The organism is Pseudomonas sp. DCB_AW, from assembly GCF_026240895.1.
GTDB classification, from domain to species: domain Bacteria; phylum Pseudomonadota; class Gammaproteobacteria; order Pseudomonadales; family Pseudomonadaceae; genus Aquipseudomonas; species Aquipseudomonas kermanshahensis.
The window spans coordinates 1-16,673 of record NZ_JAPFCE010000094.1 but is presented as its reverse complement, the minus strand read 5'-3'; the positions used below and the strand labels follow the sequence as shown (position 1 = coordinate 16,673).

Sequence of the window (16,673 nt, the reverse complement as noted above, 5' to 3'; positions counted from 1 at the left end):
CACCATCCTGGCGATCATCCTCACCGGCACGGCGCTGTTGCGCGAGCGTGAACACGGCACCCTCGACCACTTGCTGGTGCTGCCGCTAACCGCTTTGGAAATCATGCTGGCGAAAATCGCCAGCACCAACACAATGAATCTTCGCTGCTGTTGCCGGCCTCTTCGCAGCACAAGGCTGCTCCTACAGTGGCGTGCGTCAGCAGCGGGTTAGGCCCTACTACTTTAGTACTGGCTTTACTGTCTATCGTCGCATTCACAAAGCACCGCCGCTGGCATGTAATGGGCCTATAACAAAAAGGATAAACCCCATGCCTCGTGCCCTGCCCAGGCTGCCACGTGCTTTGCTGGCAGCCCTTTCGCTGAGTCTGCTGCTGGGCGTCGCCCAGGCCGACACCACGCCGCTGTTTTCTGCCGAGGGGTATCGCACCACCCTCTACCGCAGCCCGACACCGCACCAGGTCGAGGGCGCCCAGATCATCGACACCGCCACCTTGCAAAGCCTGCTGGGCCAGCACCCCAAGCCGGTGCTGGTCGATGTGTACCGCCGGCAATGGCTGCAAGGCCGCTTCATCGAAGACGAACCCCACGCCAACCTCCCCGGCAGCCACTGGTTGGCCAACACCGGCGACGGCGAGCTGAGCCCGGCCTGGCAAGACTACTTCGTGCGCCACCTGCAAAAAGCCACCGCCGGCTGGCTGGAGCAACCGCTGGTCTTTTACTGCCGCTCCGATTGCTGGTTAAGCTGGAACGCGGTAAAACGCGCAGCATCGCTGGGCTATAAGACGCTGTATTGGTACCGCGACGGCCTGGACGCCTGGGAAGCCGCCAACCTGCCACTGCAGCCGGCCCAGCCAGAGCCCTTCCCCTGAACTCACCACCGGTAAACGCGTGCGCGCCCCATCCAATAAAAACGAGGTGAAAAGGCCATGTACAAAATTCTGATTGCCGACGATCACCCACTGTTTCGCGAAGCCATCCACAACGTCATCAGCGATGGCTTCCCAGGCAGCGAAGTCATGGAGACTGCCGACCTGGACAGCGCCCTGGCGCTGACCCTGGAGCATGACGACCTCGACCTGATCCTGCTCGACCTGAACATGCCCGGCATGCACGGCCTCAATGGCCTGATCACCCTGCGCAACGAGGCACCGACCACACCGGTGGTGATCGTCTCGGCCGAGCAGGAAAAACAAATCGTGCTGCAGGCCATCACCTATGGCGCCGTGGGGTTCATCACCAAGTCCTCGCCACGTTCGCAGATGATCGAAGCGATCGAGCAGATCCTCACCGGCAATGTGTACCTGCCACCCGACATCATTCGCGCCAACAAAAGCAGCACCAGCCGGCGCCAGAGCGATACCCCAAGCTTCCCGCCGGAGATGCTCCAGGCCCTGACCCGCAAGCAATTGCTGGTGCTCGAGCGCATGACCAAAGGCGAGTCGAACAAGCAGATCGCCTACACCCTGGACATCGCTGAAACCACGGTCAAGGCCCACGTTTCGGCGATCTTGCGCAAACTCAACGTGCACAACCGGGTGCAAGCCATCCTCAGCGCTGGCGATATCGACTTCGGCGACTACCTGCGCCGTTAAAGCGGCTGAACGGGGCTGTTGGCCAGCAAATGGCTCATCGCAGCCTTGAGTTTCATTGGCCGCACCGGCTTGTGCATCAGGGTGTGGCCCCGCTCGCGGATCTGTTGCTTGAGTTCGTTGCTGTAGTTGGCGGTAATCATCAATGCCGGAATCGGCACGGCGCGGCGGGCACTGATCCGCGCCACGGCATCGACACCATTGCAGTCGTTGTCCAGGTGGTAGTCGGCGATCAACAGGTCGGCTTCGGCGTGGTAGTTGTCCACCTGCCGCGCCAGGTCTTCCTCCGACAGCGCAGTGACCACCCGGCAACCCCACCCTTCCAGCAGGGTGCGCATGCCGGCGCAAATCGCCGCATCGTTATCCAGCACCCACACCCGCGCACCGCGCAGGCGTTCGAGCATCGGCTCGCTGATGGCCAGGCTCGGCGGGGCTTTGGGCGCGGTTGCGCTCAGCGGCACTTCGACGGCGAACACCGAGCCTTTGCCGAGCCAGGAACGCACCCGAATCCGATGGCCGAGGATGCCCGCGATCTTTTCCACGATCGCCAGGCCCAGGCCCAAGCCACGGTCTTGGTCCGGGCGCTGTACATCGCCCCGTTTGAACTCCTGGAACATTTCCTCCAGGCGCTCTTCGGCGATGCCGATCCCGCTGTCCCAGACTTCGATCCACAGGCCCCGGCGCTGGCGCCGACAGCCCAGCACCACGCGGCCGCTGCGGGTGTAGCGGATGGCATTGCTGAGCAGGTTGCGCAGGATCCGCGCCAACAGCTGGATGTCACTGTGCACCAAGGCCGAACAGCCCACGAAGTGCAGTTCCAGCCCTTCGCTGCGCGCCACCTGGGCGTATTCGGCGGCCAGGTTGTCCATCAGTTCGCTAAGGGCGAAGGGGGCGATATCGGCCTTGATCACCCCGGCGTCAAGCTTGGAAATATCCACCAGGGTGCCTAATAGGTTTTCCACGTCCTCCAGGGAATTACTGACGTTGCGTACCAGTTGAACGCTCTGGTGCGGCTCGCGGCGTTCGAGCAACGCGCTGGTGAACAGCCGCGCCGCGTTCAGGGGTTGCAGCAGGTCATGGCTGACCGCAGCGAGAAATTTGGTTTTCGACAGGTTGGCCTGCTCGGCCTCGCGCTTGGCCTCGCGCAACCGTGATTCGGCCCGGCTGCGCTCATCAATCTCGCGCAGCAACTGGTCGTTGAGGCTGGTCAGCTCGGCGGTGCGCTCGCGCACCCGTTGCTCAAGGTTCTGGTAAGCCTGGTGCAGCGCCTCGGCGCTCTTGCGCCGCTCGGTAATGTCGCGGATCAACACGAAGATCCCCACCACTTCGCCATTGGCCAGGCGGTTGGGGACGTAGGAGCGCAGCATGTAGCGCTCCTGGCCGTTGATGTTGTTTTCGGCAAACTCGAAGGTCACGCTCTCCCCCGCCAACGCGCGCGCCACGTAGGCCTCCAGGCGTTGGTAATGCGATTCGCTGTGCGCCTCGCGCAGGCTTTGGCCCAACATCACGCCGCGGGGCCAGCAGTACCACTCCTCATACACCTTGTTGGTGAATTCGTAGACCAGGTCAGCATTCAGGTAGGCGATCAGCGCTGGAACATGGTCGGTGATCAGGCGAATCAGTTGCGATTTCTGCGCCACCGCTTGCTCGCGGCGCAAGGTCTCGCTGAGCTTGACCTCGGTGATGTCGGTGAACAGGAACACCCGCCCGCCTTCGCAAGTAGGCCGTTCGCTGACTTGCAGCCAGCGCCCGTTCTGCAGGCGGTACAGCAGGTGCTCATCGGCCGGCCCGCGGGGCTCTTCGGTGAACACCCCGCTGGCGGTCATCAGTTGCTTGACCTCGGCCAAGCGCATGCCGGCGATGATCCGCACCCGGCTGAGGGCCCAGAACGCCTTGAAACGGCTGTTGCACAGTACGATGCGCTGGTTCTGGTCGAACAGCACGAAGGCGTCGGAGATGCTTTCAATGGCGTCGATCAAGTGTTGGTGGGCGGTCTCGGCCCGCAGCCGCGCTTCACTGAGCAGGTGGTTACCGGCCTTGAGCTCGGCCATAGCCTGGTTGAGGGCGTCGGTGCGTTCGCGGACCTGCTCAGCCAGCACCACCGAGTGCTGAAATGCCGCGTAGGGGTCGTTGCCGCGGGTCACGCCCGACTCGACGCGTTCGATCAGCGCAGTGTTGATGCGCTGCAGCTTGCGGTTCTCGTGCTGCAGCCGAACGACCTCGGCCTGCAGTTCAGCGGCTGACGGGTGGCCGGTTGCGGGCAATGGCGACCCCGGTGAAGGTCTGGTTGATATGCATGCCATTGAACTGTTCTCCATAGGTGTTGAAGCCCATCACCCGCTGCTCGCGCAAGAACGCGCCGACCTGCTCCAGGCCATCGTGCGCTTCCAGTTCCAGGCGCCGCAGGAAACAGTCGCAGCCAATGGTCAGCAGCAAGGGGCCCAGGCGCTGGTGCAGCCCGTCGAACAGGGTGTGCAGCTTTGGCAATAGCGGGCCCGGTGTCATGGCCGTGAGCACGATGCCGTTTTCCACCGCACAGTAGAAACTCAGGCTCAGGTCCGGGTGCACCTGCTGGATTGCCCGGACGTAATACTGATCGTGAATCCGCACCGCCAACGGGTGGGCAGCGAATACCCGGTGATCGAGCTCGGCCACCGGCACGCCGATGTGCCGGGCGTATTCCTCGGCAGCGGGTTCGGCATTGAGTTCGAAGACCCGCCGCTGAGCGCTGTCGGCGCCGGTCACCACCAGCTTTTCATCACGCGGCAGGATGTGGTGCGTGGTGAACACTTCAAAGTCGAGCCAGGTATTGACCAGCACCACTACCGCCGCGCCGCTGTGGAACGCCCCGCCGAAGTACACGTGGGTACGGGTCAGGTAGTTGTCGTCGCCGGCCGAGCCGCCGAAATGCGGGATGTCCCCCAATGCCGCGCTCAGGGCGCCAAGGAACATCTCCTCGCGGCTGGACAAGCCGTCGAGCAGGGTCAGGGCAAAGCTGTGGCCTTTGATCGGAGCAAGGGTATTGCTGCGGCAGGTGCCGACCAGCCGTTCGACCATCTGCTGGGCGTCGATCAGGCTGAAGCGTTCCATTTCATCGATCAGTTCGGTGGCGATGGAAAACTGCCGATGATCGAACCCCAGCGCCGTCACGCAGTTACGGCCGTAGCCTAGCGGGGTGATTTCGCCGGCACTGGTGCAGCCCACCAGGCGAATGCCGCCGAAACCCTGTTCCAAGGCCTCGCCCAATTCCTGCAGGTCGTATTCGGCAGAACAGAAGAACAGCACGAACCCCAGGTGCGGGTGCAGCAGCTGCCGCGCCAGGTCCTGGGCTGCAAGCCGCGCATCGGTTGCCTGGGACATGGCGCTGACCACACCGTCGTTCTGGGCCTGCTGCATCGTGGTCTCCGGCGCGGGTTGGCTGAAGGTTGAGTGTACGGAGGACGTCCTGGAGGGCGAATGCTACTTGGGTAGCGGGTAGGCGGTTCCATGGGAGTATGGGTTGGTTGTAGGGGCCTGCCTTGGGGGTTGTGGTGGGGCGCAGATCGAGCGCCGCGCGGGCGGCGCTCGATCTCATGGGCGCAGAAAATGCCGAGGCGAACACCTCGCCCGCCAAAACGCTACCAGGTCAGCACCGCGCCCAATGCAAGGGTATCGGTGTCTTCGTTCTGGTCGCTGGTGTCATGCCCATCAATGGAAAACTGGTTGTACTCCGCCACCAGCGTGAGGTTGTCATTGACGTCATGGAACAGCGCCACACCCCGCGTCTCGTAATCCGCGCCACTGCCCACCACCCCGTTGCCATCGTCCTTGGTCTTGCCGTAGGACAACGCCAGGCGGTTTTTGCCAACTTTGTATGACCCTTGCAGCAGGTAACCGTCGCTGTCGACATTGCGCAGGGTCGGCTCGCCCGCATTGTTGGTGAAGAACGGGTTGATACCCTTGGCCTGGAAGCCGGAGCCGGTGAGCGACAGCCCGCCCATCTTCGCCTGCACGCCATAGCCGACACCTTTGGAGGTGATCGACTTGACCGTCGAGTCGGTGTTGTCCGAGGTCTGGTAGCTGCCATTGATCCAGCTGTAGATCTTGGCGCCGGCCAGGTCGAACTGGTAGGTGATCTCGCTCTCGGTGCGGGGGTTTTCCTGATAAGCCTTGCCGGTCGGGCTACTGTCGTTGGTGTCCACCGGGTCCATGATGCCCACCGCCACGCGCAGGCCCTCCATCACCGGTGTGCGGTAGGTGATCTGCGAGGTGGGGAACGGGTACGGGTAACCGCTGCCGATGTTGCCGAACGATACCCCGCCGCCGTCCACCAGCCCCAGGCTGTCACTGACCTGGCCGTAACCGGCAAGCAACTCGTCCAGCAGAATGTTGGAACGCGCAAACAGCCCGAAGTCCTTGCCGATCAACACCTCGCCCCACTCAGGGTTGGCCACGGTGCCGTAGAACTGGCGCACGTCGATGGCGGTGTCGGTGCCGTTGGTTTCGCTGTCGTTGATGGTCACCCAGAACGAGGCACGCGCCCCGAGCTTCAGGTCATCCACCTGTTTACCCATGTTGAAGCCCAGGTAGTTGGGCAAAAAACCCATCTTCACCCGTGACTGGCGGCGGTCGAATTGATCGCCCGCCCGGTCGACATCACTGTTGACGTAAAAGGCATTGATGTAGCCGTCGGTGGAAAACGTGGTCTGGTCCTTGTCGTACAGCATGATCTCGGCCTCGGCGACGCCGCTCAGGCCCAGGGTCGAAAGGCTGGCGATGACAGCCGTCAGGATACGAGGCGATAGTTTCTTATTGTTGTTGTGCATGACGCGCTCCAAAAACGTGGGCTCGGTGTTGGAGGCGATTATCAGAAGCGGGCATACCGCTCGGTACGCTGCCTTGGAGGGGGTTGCAGGCTGCTTTGGGCCGGCGCGCGTGGCGCGATGATTAAGGCCCGAGACCGGCTTAGGCCAGGAGGCAACACCAAGGGTGTACGCCTGATGAACAGCCAGGCACCCAGTGTGTCATCATCCGCATGACCCCTTTCGAAATTGCAGGATCATCCATGCTCTACGTCGTCATGCTCGGCGGACGCCACCCCCGCGCCAGCATCGAAGTTCACGATGTGGTATTTGCCCAGGCCGACTCGCTGGAGCAAACCTACCCCCTCTTGCGCAACGCCTGGTTCGGCAGCCCCAAAGGGTTGCACATCGACTCCTGGCTGGAAGTGCACGGGGTGGAGGGTTATCGCATCGCGTTCAGCCAGGCAGCGCCACCGCCAGGGGCCATGCGCCTGTTTTTCCTGAACCTGGGGGGTTACGAGCGGCAGGTGTTTGGTGAAGCGCATCGCTACCTGCTAGTGGCTGCTACTGACAAAGCCGCCGCCAAGCAACTGGGTAAGCAGCGTATGGCGGCAGGTTGGTTGAAACCCCATACCGACGCGGTGCTCGATGTCGACGATTGCTTACCGATTGATCTGCTGGAAGGGCGCTATGTGCACCTGGTTGAGGGTGAGCATGACGGCATTGTGCAACGTAGCGATTACATTCTGATTTGAGGAGTCGGTGACCGACGATCGTCGCCCCCTAAGAAAAGACAACCGACGAAATGTAACAAAAGATGATGGCATAATGCCTTGAAAGCCGGCAAAATCCTTACACATCAAAAGGCTTTCAAGGACAGATTCCGATGCCATGGCCAGTCACGCTGAGCCTCAGCAATACCGCGTACCCCCTGAGTGTGGTGCAACGCACCGTCTATGGCTTAGCAAACACGGTAGCAATCCAAGTCAACGCCGAGCCCGACCATGTCAACCTGGTGATCTTTCCGGCCGAGTCAAACATCACGCTGCCCGAAGACCAGGCTCGTGCACTGGTACTCCGGCACCTTAACGACTTCGCCCTGCGCGATCACATCAACCGTGAGACCGCAGGTTTGCGCGAAGCCCTTGTACGGGCAGCGCTCAGTGGGTGCGAGATCGTCCAGTGAAACTGATTGCTACCGACTCGCGCACCTATCGCCTGCTGCCTCTACGCTTCATGCGCATGAACTCGAAAAGTGAGCGTGACATTCTGCTCACCTCGGACACCGGTGAGTACCTGCATATTACAGATGCCCAACTGCAGGCCTTAAGTCATTACGAGGTACAACCCCAAACATCGTTTTACAAGGACCTGCTCGCCCGTCATTTCATCTATGAGCCCGGCCGCCACGATCCGCTCCCAGAGATGGCAGCGCAGTTACGTAGCCGCAAGGATTTCCTGTTCCAAGGCCCTGCGCTGCATCTGTTCGTAGTGACACTGCGGTGTAATCACACGTGCCAGTACTGCCAGGTATCCCGCGCCCCCCTTGGCGGCTCGGCGCACGATTTGTCGCAAGCAGATGCATGGGCGGCCGTCGATCGCCTGTTCGAGTCGAATGCCTCGGCCCTGACTGTAGAGTTCCAGGGTGGTGAGCCGCTCCTGGCCTTTGAACGGGTACGGCAGATCGTGGAGTGGGTGACTGAACGCAACGTCACAGAACAGCGCGATATTCAGTTCGTCATCACCACCACGCTTCACCACCTGACAGACGACATTCTGGATTTTGCCAAGCAGCATCGCATTCAGTTCTCGACATCACTCGATGGGCCGGCCTCGTTGCACAATGCCAACCGTCCTACCCCATCCCGTGACTCCTACGAAAAGACAGTCAGGGGCATTGAATGGGTACGCGAAAAACTGGGGCACGATGCGGTCTCTGCACTGACTACGCTCACCGCCAGGAGCTTGGATCAACCCCAGGCGATAATCGATGAATATGTCAGCCAAGGGTTTTCCAGCATCTCTCTTCGACCGTTAAGCCCCTATGGCTTTGCATCGAAAAGTGCGCACCGACTCGACTATCCCATTGAGCGCTACTTGGAGTTCTATAAAGAGGCCCTGGCTTATCTGCTGGAAATCAACAAGCAAGGCATCTACTTGGCCGAAAGCTATGCAAGTTTGCTGTTGAAGAACATCCTGACGCCGTTTTCTTCAGGCTATGTCGACCTCCGTTCCCCCGCTGGAGCAGGTACCGCTGCCTTGGTGTACAACTACGACGGCCATGTGTACCCATCGGACGAAGCGCGGATGCTGGTGGAGATGGGAGAAAACGGGCTGCGGCTAGGTACAGTTCATCAACCGTTGCGTGAACTCCTGGCCTCTCCCGTCATGGAAGCGTTGCTGGCCAGTGGCGTCGCAGAAGCCCTGCCAGGATGTTCGGACTGCGCAATGGTGCCTTACTGCGGTGCGGACCCCGTTGAGCACTACGCACGCCAAGGTGACCCGATCGGGCATCGTGCATTCAGCGCTTTCTGCAAGAAAAACATGGGGCTGCTCAAGCACCTGTTCGGCCTGTTACGCGAAGGTGATGACAACGTTCAACGCGTATTGCTGTCCTGGCTGAACAGGCGTTCCTTCAGCGACGTCCTTTATCCTGGCTACCGGAGCTGAGGACGATGCTACGCAAGGAGACCCATTTCGAAATCTGCAATCTGACCGGCCCCAGGTTGTTAAAGGTCATCACCGTCGACGAGTTCATTCAAAAAGGGCTGGCAGTGTGCGCAGGAGAAGCTTCTTTCCACGACCTGCTGCTGTGGTTGCCAGCAGCCACCTTGCAAGATGATCCACAGCTGCTCTCCCTCCCGGTTGGCGGGTTTCTAGTTCCAGATGCGTTGACGACACCTACACAAGATACGCTGCTGGTCTTGCACTCACCTAAAGAGCCCGATGTCGTTCAGCCAGGGGATGTCGTTGCCTTGACGCCCAACAGCACGCTGGTGAGGGTACTTTATCGCCGTGGTTCGGACAGCAACCTGTTATTCATGACAGACCGCTGCAACAGCCTGTGTCTGATGTGTTCCCAACCACCGAAGGACATCGATGACCATTGGCACATCGAAGAAAACCTCCGGCTGATCGACCTTATGGATCCGGGTGAGGAAAACCTGGGTATCAGTGGTGGCGAGCCGACGCTCTATCGCGATGGCCTGCTCGAGATCCTCGCTAAATGCAAAACAGTGCTGCCTCAGAAGTCCCTTCACGTACTCAGCAACGGCAGGCTGCTCAAGGAACCAAGCTGGATCGAGGCACTGGCTGCCCTGCAACACCCGCAACTGAGCTGGGGCATCCCGCTTTACGCCGACAACGCAACAGAGCATGACCATGTGGTTCAAGCCCCTGGCGCGTTCAGCGAAACCATTCAGGGGCTCTACAACCTAGCCCGTGCCAAGCAGATCATCGAGGTCCGTGTGGTACTTAGCCGCCTGACCACCCAACGGCTGCCTGAGCTGGCGCACTACGTGTTTAGGAACCTGCCCTTCGTTCGCCACGTTGCGCTGATGGGTATAGAAAGTACGGGGCTCGCGAGGAAACATCACGAAGCGCTTTGGATTGACCCGCTGGACTACCAGGAGCCGTTGAGTCAGGCCGTATACTTTTTGGCCAACCGCGGCATACCGGTTTCGATTTACAACTTGCCGCTGTGCTTGACCCCACCACACCTTTCGCACTTCGCCCGACAGAGTATTTCTGACTGGAAGAACCTGTTCATCGATGCCTGCCAGCAGTGCGCAGCCATTGAGCATTGCTCAGGCTTTTTCAAATCCCATACCGACCGCTGGCAGAGCCGCGGTATTCACCCACTATCGATTGAGGCCTTTGGTGCCTATGCAAGGAGCGCACATTGAAATTGCTTGATCGTTGGAAAATCCTGATGGGCGGCATCTCCCTGTTGCCAATGGCAGGCACCGCGTTAGCCCAGGCCAACCCACTGCCGCTGGCTGATGCCAGTTGGCAGCCAAATGAAAAGCTACAACCCCCAGTCTTTGCCGACACGCTCAATGCCCCCGACGCAGTGAACATTTATGCCGCGCATCGCTCTCACAGCTCACACCGTTCGCATAGTTCGCACAGCTCTCATTACAGCGGCTCCGGTGGGTACAGCGCACCGCGTTACTACAACCCGCCGGCCACCAGCACACGCAGTGATACCGCACCGAGTACTTCCAGCTATGGCGCAGGCGGCGCTTCGAGCTCATCAGGTGGCAATACCTTGTATCAGCAATCAGGATCGACGGCGGGGACAGGCAGCACGTCGCGGACACGACCGACCAACGAGCAGAAAAGTAACCTTGTAGTACGGGTACAGACGGCCCTGACAGTGCGCAAGTATTACCAAGGCGCCATTGATGGCTTGATGGGTAAAGCTACCCGTGGGGCACTGATGGCGTTCCAGATGGACAGTGCACTGACAGTGAATGGCCGCATGGATACCCCAACATTGAACGCGCTGGGGATACGAATTCCTTGATTTGACGGTTTTGTCAGCAGCCCCTGAGCACCGAAAGTATCATCAACGTTTGGGTTTCCTCGACACATATGACAGTTCACGTGTCGAGAGCCCAAGCCGTTATCATTTTCAACTAGAACAATAAATTTGTTATCAAATTCGCGTAGCCATTAGCGTTTTCGTGCCCCCTGAATTATTGTTTTCGCGTGCTACCCCTCTTTGGTTAGCATTTTTCAGCTCTGATTAGGGGATTCGACAATGCAAGTAGGTTTCAAGGCTCTCGCCAACCGCTACGGTATTGCACTTGCTCAACCCCTGCGCGTCGAGTCAGTCATCGCCACGACACGCATAAGCCGTGAGAGCAACGGCCATGTCGAAAACAAATACCCCACCAGCTACCAGCCAGCGGACAGTTTCGCCGGGCATTTCGAGTTCGGGCTCAAGTACGAAGAAATCCACCTCGAGTTCTTCGCCCGTCTGTTTGCCGCTGTTGGCCCGGAGCCCATCGAAGACTGGTGCCGGCAAGCGCCCTTTGGCCAGTATGCGCGCCGCACGGGTTTTCTGTACGAGTGGCTGACTGGCCAGCCGCTGGATGTTGCGGATGTCACCAATGGCGGCTATGTCGATGCCGTTTCATCGCAGCAGTACCTGACGCGCGTTGAGCCACTGCGGACAAGGCGCTGGCGTATCAACGACAACCTTCCAGGCGTGCCGCAGTTCTGCCCCCTCGTCCGCCGTACAGAGAGCGTCCAGCAAGCGCTACGATTTGACCTGGATGCAGCACTGCGCGAACTCAATCAGACCTTTGGCAACAACATCCTGATGCGCACGGCCAGTTGGCTAACGCTGAAAGAATCGCGTGCGAGCTTCCTGATCGAAAAAGAAGCGGATAAAGCCGACAGAATCCAGCGGTTTGCCCACGTGATCGCCAAATACTGTGGCCACATCACGGACCCGTTGAGCAACGACAGCCTGCACGTGCTGCAAGCCGGAATCCTGGGGCATGAAGCCTTTGGTCTGGGCCAACGGCGCTCGCCGGTCTTTGTGGGGCAGGCAAGCATGCGCGAGGACATCGTGCATTACATCGCGCCGCACTTCGAGGCGCTGCCGTCACTGCTCAATGGCCTGGAAGCATTCGAGCTGGCGACAAGAGGTGCCGAGCCATTGGCCCGTGCAGCCGCACTGGCTTTCGCCTTTGTGTATATCCACCCCATGCGAGACGGCAATGGGCGAATACATCGCTTCCTGATCAACGACTCACTGATCCGCGACAAGGCGCTACCCGATGGCGTGATCCTGCCGATATCGGCCACCATTACCAGCTCCATCGACTTCCGGGCGCGCTACGATCGCACGCTGGAGGCGTTCTCGCGGCCCTTCATGCAACGCTACGCGGCGTCCTATCGGTTCGGCGAAATCGTCGACTACGAGGACGGCACCCCGAGCAACCTGGTCTTCGATGACTACGACGACGCGCTGTTCGCATGGCGCTATCCCGATTTGACCGAGCACGTGCTGTACACCGCACAGGTCGTGGCGCATACGGTGCATACCGGGATGGCCGATGAGGCTCGTGTACTGGTTATTTTCCAGCGTGCTCAGGAGCGGCTCAAAGAGGTGCTGGAAATGCCCGATCAGGACGCGAACCGTATCATTCGCGCTCTCAAGGAAAACGGCTGGCAGGTGTCTGGCAAGTTGAAGAAAGCGTATCCACAGCTGGACGACGCTGACCGGGCAGAACGTGTAGTGGAAGCGGTGCGCTCCGCTTTCGAAGAGCGGGAAGTGGGGGCAGACGAAACCTGATTGTCAACGCCCGCAGACAGCCGATTCCGCTACATCAGACTTCACCAGCGCAACAACCGGGGCCCTGCCAACGCCCCCACCAACGTGGGGACCAGCATGCCCAACAGGTACCAGGTCCCCCAGAACGGCACCTGCATTTCCGGGCAGTGCAGGCAATAGGCCAAGGTTGCAGTCGAACCGGCGAGCAGCCCTGCAGCGCCACCGGCCTGGCGCAACCGTGTTGGGGCCAGGCCGCGCACTGCCCAGAACACGGCGATGAACACCGGCACGCTCAGCAGCGAGATATTCAACGCGCAGGTGCGCCAGGTACGGCCGAAGATCAACTCGGCACGGGCCTCGACCGGGGCGCCCGACAGGCTGATCGCCGCCCCCAACCAGACCAGCAGCAACGGCAGCCCCAGCAGCCCCCAGGCCAGCCCACCCTTCACACCCGGCCGGGCCAAACGTTGCGTGAGCCATAGCGCAAGCAGCGCGAGGCTGCCAGGCAAGGCCAGCTTGGCCCAGAACAACGGCGTGCGCGCCACGTCGGCAAGGTCGCTGCGCACGCCATAGAGGGCCACTGTCATCAGTACTGCGGCGAGCAGGCCCGCGAGCAACGCCTGGGCCAGGCGCCGCGCCAGGGCATGGCGGTCCACCGGCCCTTCGCCAGCGGCCAGCAGGGTAATCAGTTCATCGGTTTTCATCGTCTTCACTGCCTCGAATCAGCCTGGCCAAGGCCTTGAGCCCACGGTGTATGCCTACCTTGACTGCCGAACTGGAGAGCCCGGTGATACGCGCGGTCTCCTCCACCGACAGGCCCTCGAGCTTGACGTGGACGATCGGCAAGCGCTGCCGCTCCGGCAACTGCCCCAGCAGTTTACCCAGGTCTCGGCTGGCCTGGGCTGGCGCTTCGTCGCTGGCGGCGAACAGGTCACTGTCGTCGTCCAGCAGGTCGTGCAGCGCATCGTGATGCGCGTAGCGGCGCAGGTAATCCGCCAGTTTGTAGCGGGCAATCGCCTGCACCCAGGCCGTCAGCGGCTGTTGCGGCTGATAGGTTTGCCGCGCGTTATGCACGGCCAGCAACACCTCCTGCAACAGGTCTTCGACCTCGGCAGGGCGCTGTTGCAGGCGCCGCTTGAGAAAACCCCGTACGTGCAGCGCCAGTGCCGCGAGAAATTCGCGGTAGGCCTGCGCATCACCCGCCAGCCCGCGCAGCAGCAAACCCTGCAACTGCGTCTCGCGAGCGGCGAGGAGGTCTTGTGGGTTAGTTCGTTGCATTGGGCGCCAGGGTTACACCGTCGGAAGGTTTCTTTTATCGAACCTTAGATGAGCCACAGCCAGTGGAAAAAAATTTTCGTCGGCCTGTAACCCGGGCAGCGATCGCCGCGAACTACTCAATGAGCCTTCGGTACAACACCCGGGCCCCATCCTCTGGAGACACCCTCATGAAAACCCTCGCCCTCGCCACCGCCGCCCTGGCCCTCGCTTCAATGGCCAGTGTCGCCTTCGCCGGCACCACCGCCGGCACGGGTACCGCCATGGAAAAATGCTACGGCGTCGCCATGGCCGGCAAAAACGATTGCAAGGCCGGCGCTGGCACCACCTGCGCCGGCAGCGCGAAAAAGGACTACGACGGCATGCACTGGAAGAACGTCCCGGCCGGTACCTGCACGTCGATCAAGACCCCCAACGGCATGGGGTCGCTGACCCCAATCAAGTCCTGAGTAGAGGCCGCCGACCATGAACCGGAACTTACCCCTGGGCGCTGGGCTAGGGCTGAAGGCCGAACACTATGCCCAGGCCCTGGCGTGCAACGCCGAAGGCCTGTGGTACGAGGTCCATCCGGAAAACTACATGGTCGGCGGCCCGCGCCTGGCCTGGCTGCAGCGCATGGCCGAGCGCCATCCGCTGTCGCTGCATGGCGTGGCACTGTCACTGGCAGCGGACGCCGAGCCGGATGCCACCCACCTGCGCCGCTTGCGCACACTGATCGACCAGGTAAAGCCGGCGCTGGTGTCCGAGCACCTGGCCTGGTCCACCTGGCGCGGCCAATACCACCCCGACCTGCTGCCGTTTCCCCGCAGCAGCGAAGCGCTGACGCGCATCAGCGACAATATCCTGCGCACTCAGGATGCACTGGGGCGGTCAATCGCCCTGGAAAACCCCAGCCACTACCTGCAGTTGCAAGGGCATGAGTGGGACGAGATCGATTTTCTCGACGAACTGGTGCGCCGCACTGGGTGCACCCTGCTGTTGGACGTCAACAACGTGCATGTCAGCGCACACAACCTGGGTTTCGACGCCGCAGCCTATCTCGACCGCTTCCCTGCCCAGGCCATCAGCGAAGTGCACCTGGCCGGGCACAGCCACGACGCGCAGGGCGCGCTGCTGATCGACTCGCACGATGCCGCGATTGCCGAACCTGTATGGGCGCTGTTCCGCCGCTTGATCGCACGAATCGGCCCACGCCCGACGCTGATCGAGCGCGACGGTAACCTTCCAGCGTTCGATGACTTGCTTGCCGAACGCGCCATCGCCCAAACCACCCTCACGTCTGCGGGAGACTTGCCATGAACCTGCCCCTCGGCCAGTTCCAGGACGCCTTCATCGACGCGCTCTACCAGCGCCCTGCCCCGGCGCTGCAAAGCCTGACCGGGCAAGCGGCGTTCGCGGTCTACCGCAATACCGTGCTGGCCGGTTGCGTCGACGCGCTGCGGGCCAACTTCCCCAGCGTCGAGACCTTGGTCGGCGCCGATTGGATGCAGGAGGCCGCGACCGCCTACGCCCAGCAGTCCCCCCCGGACGATGCCCGGCTGATCCACTACGGTGCGGGCTTCGCGGCATTTCTGGAACAGTTGCAGGCTAGCCATGGGCTGCCCTACCTGGCCGATGTGGCACGCCTGGACTTCTACTGGAGTGAAGCGTTCAGCGCTACCGAAGACCCTTGCCTGGCGCTCACCGACTTGGCTGGCATGACCGCCAGCGACTTGATGCACAGCTACCTGGCCCCCCGCCAGAGCGTGCGCTGGCAGTGGTTCGATCCGCACCCGGTGCTCAGCCTGTGGCGCTGCAGCCGTGAAGGCCTGCCGTGGTCGGGCGCGCAACCGTGGGTGGCCGAAGGCGTGCTGCTCAGCGGCGGCCTCGACGGCGTCAGCCATCAGCCGCTGGAAGCCGGTGGTTGCGCCTTTCTGGATGCCTGCGCGGCAGGCCATACGCTGGAAACCGCTTCGCAATGCGCCCAGCAACGCCAACCCGACCTGGACTTCAGCGACCTGCTCGGCCGCCTGATGCAAGCCCGGGTCTTTCGCCCACTCTCATTCGCATGAAGGAATGGCCATGGACACCCTGCGCCCCACTGCTCCGGCAATCAGCCTGCGCCAACGCTGGAACGGCTTGGCCGAACGCCTGCAATTGCTGCTCAACGACACCGTGCTGTGCCTGGTCGCACGCCTGGGTATCGCCTCGGTGTTTTTCATGTCTGGCCGGACCAAGGTGGAGGGCCTTCTGAGCATCACGCCCAGTACCTATGAGTTGTTCCAGAGCGAGTATGCGCTGCCACTGGTCTCACCCTGGCTCGCGGCCCACCTGGCGACCTATGCCGAGCACCTGTTCCCGCTGCTGCTGGTGCTTGGCCTGTTTACGCGGCTTTCGGCGCTGGCCCTGCTGGGCATGACCACGGTGATCGAGGTGTTCGTCTACCCGGACGCCTGGCCTACGCACCTGTCCTGGGCGGGCCTGCTGCTGTTGCTGGTGGCCAAGGGCGCTGGCGCGCTGTCACTGGACCGCGTGTTGCGGCTGCGCTGAGCGCCGCCTATTAGGCTCTGTACGAAACGTTTTGTGGGAGCGGGCTTGCCCCGCGAATGGGGCTACGCGGTGGCTGGCACCGGCGGGGCCGGGGGGGGCGGGGGGAGCCCCCGCCCCCCGGGGTGCAAGTTTAGATATTGGGCAAAAAAGCCAAATAACACCGGCCCCCCCACGCGCGGGCCCCCCCGGCGCTGGCGCGCGGCTGCAGGG

Annotated in this window: 17 protein-coding genes and 1 pseudogene; 13 read left to right on the top strand and 5 right to left on the bottom strand. The window is 61.5% G+C overall.

Annotated features, from left to right (window positions below; all coding sequences use genetic code 11):
- From OO306_RS26125 to OO306_RS26115, 3 genes and pseudogenes are all read left to right on the top strand, one after another.
- Positions 1-124, top strand: a pseudogene (locus tag OO306_RS26125) (ABC transporter permease); the annotation flags it as partial.
- 184 nt (positions 125-308) lie between these two features.
- On the top strand, positions 309-869 hold the full coding sequence (locus OO306_RS26120; protein ID WP_265970250.1) for a PQQ-dependent catabolism-associated CXXCW motif protein: 561 nt from the start codon (positions 309-311) through the stop codon (positions 867-869).
- A gap of 57 nt (positions 870-926) precedes the next feature.
- Positions 927-1,592: a response regulator transcription factor gene (locus OO306_RS26115; protein ID WP_027596434.1), complete on the top strand. Its 666-nt coding sequence runs from the start codon at positions 927-929 to the stop codon at positions 1,590-1,592.
- On the opposite strand, the gene OO306_RS26110 is transcribed toward OO306_RS26115, so the two are convergent.
- The 3 genes from OO306_RS26110 to OO306_RS26100 form a co-directional block, all read right to left on the bottom strand.
- Positions 1,589-3,892 carry a PAS domain-containing hybrid sensor histidine kinase/response regulator gene (locus tag OO306_RS26110; RefSeq protein WP_265970249.1) on the bottom strand — a complete coding sequence of 768 codons (2,304 nt, stop codon included), beginning with the start codon at positions 3,890-3,892 and terminating at the stop codon, positions 1,589-1,591. The two genes, OO306_RS26115 and OO306_RS26110, sit on opposite strands and share 4 nt — an antisense overlap.
- On the bottom strand, positions 3,822-4,985 hold the full coding sequence (nosP, locus tag OO306_RS26105; RefSeq protein WP_027596432.1) for a nitric oxide-sensing protein NosP: 1,164 nt from the start codon (positions 4,983-4,985) through the stop codon (positions 3,822-3,824). Before nosP ends, OO306_RS26110 begins: the two co-directional genes overlap by 71 nt.
- Before the next feature lie 221 nt (positions 4,986-5,206).
- Complete coding sequence (locus OO306_RS26100) at positions 5,207-6,394, bottom strand: porin (protein WP_027596431.1); 1,188 nt, start codon at positions 6,392-6,394, stop codon at positions 5,207-5,209.
- Positions 6,395-6,633: 239 nt separating this feature from the next.
- On the opposite strand from OO306_RS26100, the gene OO306_RS26095 reads away from it, so the two are divergent.
- From OO306_RS26095 to OO306_RS26070, 6 genes are all read left to right on the top strand, one after another.
- The gene (locus OO306_RS26095) at positions 6,634-7,125 is read left to right on the top strand and encodes a DUF1543 domain-containing protein (protein WP_265970248.1); all 492 of its coding nucleotides are present in this window, start codon (positions 6,634-6,636) and stop codon (positions 7,123-7,125) included.
- A gap of 131 nt (positions 7,126-7,256) precedes the next feature.
- The gene (gene hxsD, locus OO306_RS26090; protein ID WP_265970247.1) at positions 7,257-7,556 is read left to right on the top strand and encodes a His-Xaa-Ser system protein HxsD; all 300 of its coding nucleotides are present in this window, start codon (positions 7,257-7,259) and stop codon (positions 7,554-7,556) included.
- Complete coding sequence (hxsB, locus tag OO306_RS26085; RefSeq protein ID WP_265970246.1) at positions 7,553-9,040, top strand: His-Xaa-Ser system radical SAM maturase HxsB; 1,488 nt, start codon at positions 7,553-7,555, stop codon at positions 9,038-9,040. The genes hxsD and hxsB overlap by 4 nt, the downstream gene beginning before the upstream one ends.
- 5 nt (positions 9,041-9,045) lie before the next feature.
- Complete coding sequence (gene hxsC, locus OO306_RS26080; RefSeq protein WP_265970245.1) at positions 9,046-10,275, top strand: His-Xaa-Ser system radical SAM maturase HxsC; 1,230 nt, start codon at positions 9,046-9,048, stop codon at positions 10,273-10,275.
- Entirely contained in the window at positions 10,272-10,898 is a 627-nt protein-coding gene (gene hxsA, locus OO306_RS26075; RefSeq protein ID WP_265970244.1) for a His-Xaa-Ser repeat protein HxsA, read from the top strand. The genes hxsC and hxsA overlap by 4 nt, the downstream gene beginning before the upstream one ends.
- A gap of 237 nt (positions 10,899-11,135) precedes the next feature.
- Positions 11,136-12,680: a Fic family protein gene (locus OO306_RS26070; RefSeq protein WP_265970243.1), complete on the top strand. Its 1,545-nt coding sequence runs from the start codon at positions 11,136-11,138 to the stop codon at positions 12,678-12,680.
- 41 nt (positions 12,681-12,721) lie between these two features.
- On the opposite strand, the gene OO306_RS26065 is transcribed toward OO306_RS26070, so the two are convergent.
- Positions 12,722-13,363 (bottom strand): DUF1109 domain-containing protein, encoded by a 642-nt coding sequence (locus OO306_RS26065; RefSeq protein ID WP_265970242.1) that lies wholly within the window; start codon positions 13,361-13,363, stop codon positions 12,722-12,724.
- A complete protein-coding gene (locus OO306_RS26060) occupies positions 13,350-13,937 on the bottom strand; it encodes a sigma-70 family RNA polymerase sigma factor (protein ID WP_027596421.1) in 588 nt (195 codons plus the stop codon). The genes OO306_RS26065 and OO306_RS26060 overlap by 14 nt, the downstream gene beginning before the upstream one ends.
- A 167-nt stretch (positions 13,938-14,104) precedes the next feature.
- Here OO306_RS26060 and OO306_RS26055 point away from each other — a divergent pair, with 167 nt between their 5' ends.
- Genes OO306_RS26055 through OO306_RS26040 form a run of 4 tightly spaced genes read left to right on the top strand, consistent with a single transcriptional unit; the run spans position 14,105 to position 16,463 of the window.
- A complete protein-coding gene (locus OO306_RS26055; protein ID WP_027596420.1) occupies positions 14,105-14,383 on the top strand; it encodes a DUF2282 domain-containing protein in 279 nt (92 codons plus the stop codon).
- Between the two features lie 16 nt (positions 14,384-14,399).
- Positions 14,400-15,233 carry a DUF692 domain-containing protein gene (locus OO306_RS26050; protein ID WP_265970241.1) on the top strand — a complete coding sequence of 278 codons (834 nt, stop codon included), beginning with the start codon at positions 14,400-14,402 and terminating at the stop codon, positions 15,231-15,233.
- A complete protein-coding gene (locus OO306_RS26045) occupies positions 15,230-15,985 on the top strand; it encodes a DNA-binding domain-containing protein (protein WP_265970240.1) in 756 nt (251 codons plus the stop codon). The genes OO306_RS26050 and OO306_RS26045 overlap by 4 nt, the downstream gene beginning before the upstream one ends.
- A gap of 10 nt (positions 15,986-15,995) precedes the next feature.
- On the top strand, positions 15,996-16,463 hold the full coding sequence (locus tag OO306_RS26040) for a DoxX family protein (protein WP_265970239.1): 468 nt from the start codon (positions 15,996-15,998) through the stop codon (positions 16,461-16,463).
- Positions 16,464-16,673 lie beyond the last annotated feature (210 nt).

Excerpts from the sequence above, each read along its gene's own strand:
- OO306_RS26110 (WP_265970249.1), bottom strand. The coding sequence starts at position 3,892 with ATGGCATGCATATCAACCAGACCTTCACCGGGGTCGCCATTGCCCGCA.
- OO306_RS26045 (WP_265970240.1), top strand. The coding sequence starts at position 15,230 with ATGAACCTGCCCCTCGGCCAGTTCCAGGACGCCTTCATCGACGCGCTC.
- hxsC (WP_265970245.1), top strand. The coding sequence starts at position 9,046 with ATGCTACGCAAGGAGACCCATTTCGAAATCTGCAATCTGACCGGCCCC.
- OO306_RS26100 (WP_027596431.1), bottom strand. The coding sequence starts at position 6,394 with ATGCACAACAACAATAAGAAACTATCGCCTCGTATCCTGACGGCTGTC.
- nosP (WP_027596432.1), bottom strand. The coding sequence starts at position 4,985 with ATGCAGCAGGCCCAGAACGACGGTGTGGTCAGCGCCATGTCCCAGGCA.
- OO306_RS26055 (WP_027596420.1), top strand. The coding sequence starts at position 14,105 with ATGAAAACCCTCGCCCTCGCCACCGCCGCCCTGGCCCTCGCTTCAATG.
- OO306_RS26040 (WP_265970239.1), top strand. The coding sequence starts at position 15,996 with ATGGACACCCTGCGCCCCACTGCTCCGGCAATCAGCCTGCGCCAACGC.
- OO306_RS26070 (WP_265970243.1), top strand. The coding sequence starts at position 11,136 with ATGCAAGTAGGTTTCAAGGCTCTCGCCAACCGCTACGGTATTGCACTT.
- OO306_RS26120 (WP_265970250.1), top strand. The coding sequence starts at position 309 with ATGCCTCGTGCCCTGCCCAGGCTGCCACGTGCTTTGCTGGCAGCCCTT.
- OO306_RS26060 (WP_027596421.1), bottom strand. The coding sequence starts at position 13,937 with ATGCAACGAACTAACCCACAAGACCTCCTCGCCGCTCGCGAGACGCAG.
- OO306_RS26095 (WP_265970248.1), top strand. The coding sequence starts at position 6,634 with ATGCTCTACGTCGTCATGCTCGGCGGACGCCACCCCCGCGCCAGCATC.
- OO306_RS26115 (WP_027596434.1), top strand. The coding sequence starts at position 927 with ATGTACAAAATTCTGATTGCCGACGATCACCCACTGTTTCGCGAAGCC.
- OO306_RS26065 (WP_265970242.1), bottom strand. The coding sequence starts at position 13,363 with ATGAAAACCGATGAACTGATTACCCTGCTGGCCGCTGGCGAAGGGCCG.
- OO306_RS26050 (WP_265970241.1), top strand. The coding sequence starts at position 14,400 with ATGAACCGGAACTTACCCCTGGGCGCTGGGCTAGGGCTGAAGGCCGAA.
- hxsD (WP_265970247.1), top strand. The coding sequence starts at position 7,257 with ATGCCATGGCCAGTCACGCTGAGCCTCAGCAATACCGCGTACCCCCTG.